The organism is Planctomycetota bacterium (assembly GCA_026387035.1).
Lineage (GTDB): Bacteria > Planctomycetota > Phycisphaerae > FEN-1346 > FEN-1346 > JAPLMM01.
Genome location: JAPLMM010000233.1, coordinates 1 through 5340 on the forward strand (window position 1 = coordinate 1; position 5340 = coordinate 5340).

Below are 5340 nucleotides of genomic sequence, written 5' to 3' on the forward strand. Positions count from 1 at the left end.
GTGGCGACGGTCCTCGTGCGTCATCGGTCGAACTATGCAAGGCTGATGAAAGGTACCGAGAACCGGTTGTGGGCAAAGAGGAAGGACAAGTAAGGCGCTCATTGTCACCGCCGCACGGCGTGGTATAATGGCCTTGAAAGCGGTCCGGCTTGGGGAAAGCGGTCATGGTTCAGATTGGGGTAGATAAGACGGGACTGGCGGAGTTTTGCCGGCGCCGCCACATTCAGCGATTGGCGCTGTTCGGCTCGGTCCTTCGCGAGAATTTCGGGCCGGAGAGCGACGTGGATGTGCTCGTGGCATTCGAGCCGGACCACGTGCCGGGGCTGATCGGCCTGGCCCGGATGGAGCGAGAACTGTCGGACTATTTCGGCGGGCGGAAGGTGGACCTCAGGACGGCCGAGGATCTGAGCCGCTATTTCCGTGCCAAGGTCCTCGCCACGGCGGAGGTGCAGTTTGCGGGATGAGGATCGAATTCGCCTCAGGCACATGCTCGACGCCGCCCGCGATGCGGTCACCTTCGCCCAGGGCCGCACGTGCGAGGACCTCGCCCGCGACCGGCAGTTCGCCCTGGCGCTCGTGAAATGCGTGGAGATCATCGGCGAGGCCGCCAGCCAGGTCTCAGCGGACGGGCAGAAGGATGTCGTCGCCCTTCCCTGGCGCGAGATTATCGACATGCGCCACCGCCTGGTGCATGCCTACTACGACATCAACAGGGAGATTCTCTGGCGGACCATAGCCAGGGACCTGCCGCCGCTCATCCGGGTTCTTGAGCAGGTAGTGGGACCGGACTTGGGCAACCAGGATTGACGCGCCGAAGATGGGGGCGATCGCCCCTGCCGAGACTCGTGATCATCCGCCACCGGTCGAACTATGCAAGGCTGATGCGGGGCACCGAGAACAAGGTCTGGGGCGGGAAGAAACGCGCCGAGTAAACTCGGCGGCTAACCGGCACCTCACCCGCGGAGTTTGCGGACGAGGATGTCGCGGACGAGTTGGGGGTTGGCCTTGCCGCCGGAGGCTTTCATGGCTTCGCCGATGAGCCGGCCGAGGGCTTTTTCTTTTCCGCCGCGGTAGTCTTCCGCCGGGCCGGGGTTTGCCGCAATAACCTGGTCCACGACAGCCTCCAATTCGCTGGTATCACTAACCTGGGCCATGCCGCGATCCTGGACAATTTCCCTGGTTGGCAGGTGGGTCTCTATCTTGATCGCTAATACGTCGCTCCCCGTTTGCCGGTTGATTGCGCCCATCATAACCATATCACTCACCTCGGCCACCTCCTGTGGCTTCAGGCCGAACTGATCAATTGTGATCTTGTGCTCGTTAAGATATCGCATGACGTCTTGCATCATCCAGTTGGCGGCCGCCTTGGCGTCTGTATGTTCCGCAGTGTTCACATACTCTTCGTAGTACTTAGCTACTTGCGCATCGCTTGTCAAAACACCAGCGTCATAATCAGACAAGCCGTAATCGGCGACAAAACGCTGCTTTTTTACACCAGGAAACTCGGGCAGTTCTGCACGAATCTTTTCAACCCACGCGCGGTCGGGCACGAACGGCACGAGGTCCGGCTCCGGGAAGTAGCGGTAGTCGTGGGCTTCCTCCTTGGACCGCTGGAGGAACGTCACTTCCTGGTCGTCGATCCATCCGCGCGTCTGCTTGCCGAGGCGCTCGAGCGTGTAGCCTTGCGGGTCGGCCTCATACTCTTCGCGGTGGCGCGCGATCTCGAAGGCGACGGCCCGTTCGACGCTGCGGAAGGAGTTCAGGTTTTTGATCTCGGCGATGGGGGTGTAGCGGGGCTTGCCGTCGGGCCCTGTGCCGATGCGAAGGCTGATATTGGGCTCGAATCGCATTTGCCCCAACTGCATGTTGCAGTGGCCCACGCCGAGGTAAACCGCTAACTGGCGCAGGGCGGTTGAATAGGCCCGCACCTCCTCGGGGCTGTTCATGTCCGGCTCGCTGACGATCTCGAGGAGCGGGGTCCCCGTGCGGTTCAGGTCGACGACGCTCGAGTTTCCGCCGCCTTCGTCATGCATGAGTTTGCCGGCGTCCTCTTCGAGGTGGACGCGCGTAATGCCGATGCGCTTCGTGCCGCCCTCGACCGAAATCTCCAGAAACCCGCCGACACCGAGCGGTTGGTCATATTGCGATATCTGGTAGTTCTTCGGCAGGTCCGGATAGTAGTAATGCTTGCGGTCCCACTTCGCGAGGTCGGGGATCGTGCATCCGAGCGCCAGGGCCATCCGCACGGCCAGTTCGACGGCCTTTTCGTTCATCACCGGCAGGACGCCCGGCATGCCGAGGCACACGGGGCAGACGCGCGAGTTCGGCCGCACGTCGTACGCCACCTCGCACCCGCAGAACAGTTTCGTGCGGGTCGCCAGGTGCATGTGGACCTCGAGGCCGATGGTCGGTGTTAGTTCCGACGCGCTCATCCCCTGCCCTCGCAGACGGGCGGCAGGCGGGCGGCCCAATCGGTTTCCCGTTCGTACATTCGTGCGACCCGGAGCAGGCGCTCCTCGGTGAACACGTTGCCGAGGATCTGGAGGCCCACCGGAAGCCCCGCCTTCGTAAAGCCGCAGGGGACGCTGATACCGGCAATGGCCGCCAGGCTGCAACTGACGGTGTAGACGTCCGAGAGGTACATGGCCAGCGGATCGGCGGTCCTTTCGCCCAGCCGAAAGGCGGGCGTCGGGCTGGTCGGGCCTATGAGGACGTCGACCTTGCGGAACGCCGTCTCATAGTCCTCGCGGATGAGTCGGCGGACCTTGAGGGCCTTCTTATAGTATGCGTCGTAATAGCCAGCGCTTAGCGCGTAGGTGCCGAGCATGATGCGGCGTTTGACTTCGTCGCCGAAGCCCTTGGCTCGCGTCCGCATGTACATATCGATCATGTCGGCGTGGTTGCTGGAACGGTACCCATAGTGCACGCCGTCGTACCGTGCCAGGTTCGACGAGGCCTCGCTCGTCGCGACGATGTAGTAGGCGGCGATGGCGTAGTCGGTGGCGTGGGGGAGGCTGAGTTCCACCAGTTCCGCTCCGAGCCGTTCGTACACCCCGAGCGCCTCGCGGACGGCGCGCTCGACCTGGGCGTCGAGCCCTTCGCCGAAGAATTCCTTCGGGACGCCGATGCGCAGGGGCTCGAGCGGCTCCTCGAGCCGGGCGAGGTAGTCGGGCACCGGCTCGGCGACGCTCGTCGAATCGCGGGGGTCGTGACCGGCGATGGCCTGGAGCACGAGGGCCGCGTCCGCCACCGTCCGGCCGAACGGTCCAATCTGGTCCAGGCTCGACGCGAATGCCACGAGGCCATATCGGCTGACGCGCCCGTACGTCGGTTTCAGCCCCACGACGCCGCACAAGGCCGCCGGTTGGCGGATGGATCCGCCCGTGTCGGACCCGAGAGCGACGGGGACCATGCGCGCCGCGACGGCGGCGGCGCTTCCGCCGCTCGATCCGCCCGGCACACGATTCAAGTCCCAGGGATTGCACGTGGCCTCGAAGCCGGAGTTCTCCGTGGACGACCCCATCGCGAACTCGTCGAGGTTGGTCTTGCCGACGATGACCGCGCCCTCGGCCAGCAGGCGCTCAACGACGTGCGCGTTGTAGGGGGCTTTCCAGCCTTCAAGGATTCGGCTCGCGCAGGTGGTCGCCCGGCCGTCAGCCGTGCACATGTTATCCTTCACGGCGACGGGGACGCCGGCGAGGAGGCCGGGCGTTTCGCCCGCCTTGAGGCGCCGGTCGATCTCTTGGGCGCGTCGGCGGGCGGCTGCGGCGTCGGTCGAGAGAAACGCCCGGACTTTCGCATCGGTCCGGTCGATGGCGGCGAGACAGGCTTCCGTCGCCTCGCGCGCACAGAGGTTCCCCTTCCCCATCGCCTCCCGCATCTGGATGGCCGTCAGGTCGCTTGCGTTCATAGGGATTTCGGTTCTTGATCGCCGCCGGGGGTGCTTGCCGTTTCAATCCGCCCTTCGACCATGCTCAGGGCCCTGAGGCTCTCGAAGGGCAATCCGCAATCCGAAATGGTTTCACGCCCCCGTCCCGTCGTCAATGACGCGGGGCACGCGGAAAAAGCCGTCCGTCGCGTCCGGCGCGCCGCCGAGCGCCTGCTCGGGCGCCAGGCTTTCCCGCGGCTCGTCTTTGCGGAGGACGTTGTGGATCGGCAGCGCGTGGGCCAGGGGTTCCGTCGCGTCGGTGTCGAGTTCGCCCAGTTTGCCGACATAGTCCAGAATGGACGACAGTTGCGACGCGAAGCGATCCACTTCCTCGTCGGTGAGGCGGATCCGGCTCAGGGTGCCGACCTTGAGGACTTCTTCCTTCGAGAGCGGCATAGTATCCCCTGCCCGCGTGAGGGCTGTCGGTCAGGCCTTGTCGGCTGCGGGAACGATGCGTTTCGTGCGCTTCGAGACGCGTCCGGCCCGCAGGCACTGGGCGCAGACGCGCATCCGCGTCCGCGTCCCGTCGGGAAGATCGACGCGGACGCGATGCAGATTCGCATGGAACCGGCGCTTGGAGATGCCGGTGATCTTCCGGCCGACGCCGCCCAGGTACTTGGCCTTGCCTCGACGGGTGATCGTCGAACCCGTGATGCTTCCCTTGCCGCAGATTTCGCATTTTGCTGGCACGCCCGATCCTCCCTGCGTCCCTATGGTGCAGTCGAGGGGCGACAGTATACGCAATTTCCGCTGCGCTGCAACCCCTTTTCCCCCCCACCCCGACGAAGTTCATTGGGACGAAGCCGGGCTCCGGTTTCGCGATCCTGTCGGTGATCTCGCCGTGCGCTGTCTCTTTCGCCTTTCATTCCGCGTTCCGAGTTCCGCATTCCGCATTGTCTTACTGATTCCTGTTGCCCCCTATCCTCTATCTTCTTATCCTCTACGCCATGTCCGACGCCAAAGCCGTCTATGCCGCCGCTCCTTCGCGGTGTTCCTATGGACACTGCGCACGCCCGGCCTGGCTCTCCTCGCCGGAGGGCCGATGCCTCTACCATTCGCCCTCCAACGGCGGTTCCATCGAGGACGCACGCCTCGTATGGCAGACGGCCCGCCAAATGGCCGCGGCCCCTCGACCATGCTCCCCGTCGAGAGCCTCCGGGTCGAACGAGGGCCGCCCTGAGCCGTTCGACCATGCCCTTCGAGAGCCTCAGGGCCCTGAGCATGGTCGAAGGGCTCACGGCCCTGAGCCCGTCGAAGGGCAAGGTCGAAGGGCGGACAAGGATGCTGAAGAATGCGATTTCGAGGGCTGGCACTTCCCGCAGGACCCCGACGGGCGCTTCCACCAAGGGCGTATGGTCGGATGGTTCGCCGATTGCACCTTCGAAAAGCCCGTTTCTTTCAGCGGGGCGCAT

Annotated in this window: 6 protein-coding genes; 2 read left to right on the top strand and 4 right to left on the bottom strand. The window is 64.4% G+C overall.

Annotation, left to right across the window (positions count from 1 at the left end; genetic code table 11):
* Window positions 1-164: 164 nt before the first annotated feature.
* Together NTX40_08640 and NTX40_08645 are read left to right on the top strand one after the other, a co-directional pair.
* Complete coding sequence (locus NTX40_08640; protein ID MCX5649145.1) at window positions 165-464, top strand: nucleotidyltransferase domain-containing protein; 300 nt, start codon at window positions 165-167, stop codon at window positions 462-464.
* Window positions 454-807, top strand: a complete 354-nt coding sequence (locus tag NTX40_08645) for a DUF86 domain-containing protein (protein ID MCX5649146.1) — start codon at window positions 454-456, stop codon at window positions 805-807. Before NTX40_08640 ends, NTX40_08645 begins: the two co-directional genes overlap by 11 nt.
* Before the next feature lie 146 nt (window positions 808-953).
* Here the strand turns inward: NTX40_08645 and gatB are convergent, their stop codons facing one another.
* The 4 genes from gatB to rpmB form a co-directional block, all read right to left on the bottom strand.
* Window positions 954-2432 carry an Asp-tRNA(Asn)/Glu-tRNA(Gln) amidotransferase subunit GatB gene (gene gatB, locus NTX40_08650; GenBank protein ID MCX5649147.1) on the bottom strand — a complete coding sequence of 493 codons (1479 nt, stop codon included), beginning with the start codon at window positions 2430-2432 and terminating at the stop codon, window positions 954-956.
* The gene (gene gatA, locus NTX40_08655) at window positions 2429-3910 is read right to left on the bottom strand and encodes an Asp-tRNA(Asn)/Glu-tRNA(Gln) amidotransferase subunit GatA (GenBank protein ID MCX5649148.1); all 1482 of its coding nucleotides are present in this window, start codon (window positions 3908-3910) and stop codon (window positions 2429-2431) included. The genes gatB and gatA overlap by 4 nt, the downstream gene beginning before the upstream one ends.
* Before the next feature lie 111 nt (window positions 3911-4021).
* Window positions 4022-4324, bottom strand: coding sequence for an Asp-tRNA(Asn)/Glu-tRNA(Gln) amidotransferase subunit GatC (gene gatC / locus NTX40_08660; GenBank protein MCX5649149.1), 303 nt, complete (start codon window positions 4322-4324; stop codon window positions 4022-4024).
* Window positions 4325-4354: 30 nt separating this feature from the next.
* Entirely contained in the window at window positions 4355-4618 is a 264-nt protein-coding gene (gene rpmB / locus NTX40_08665; protein ID MCX5649150.1) for a 50S ribosomal protein L28, read from the bottom strand.
* Between the last annotated feature and the right edge of the window lie 722 nt (window positions 4619-5340).

What these genes read in the sequence shown, in the direction of transcription:
- NTX40_08640 (MCX5649145.1), top strand. Translation starts at nt 165, where the DNA reads ATGGTTCAGATTGGGGTAGATAAGACGGGACTGGCGGAGTTTTGCCGG.
- gatB (MCX5649147.1), bottom strand. Translation starts at nt 2,432, where the DNA reads ATGAGCGCGTCGGAACTAACACCGACCATCGGCCTCGAGGTCCACATG.
- gatA (MCX5649148.1), bottom strand. Translation starts at nt 3,910, where the DNA reads ATGAACGCAAGCGACCTGACGGCCATCCAGATGCGGGAGGCGATGGGG.
- gatC (MCX5649149.1), bottom strand. Translation starts at nt 4,324, where the DNA reads ATGCCGCTCTCGAAGGAAGAAGTCCTCAAGGTCGGCACCCTGAGCCGG.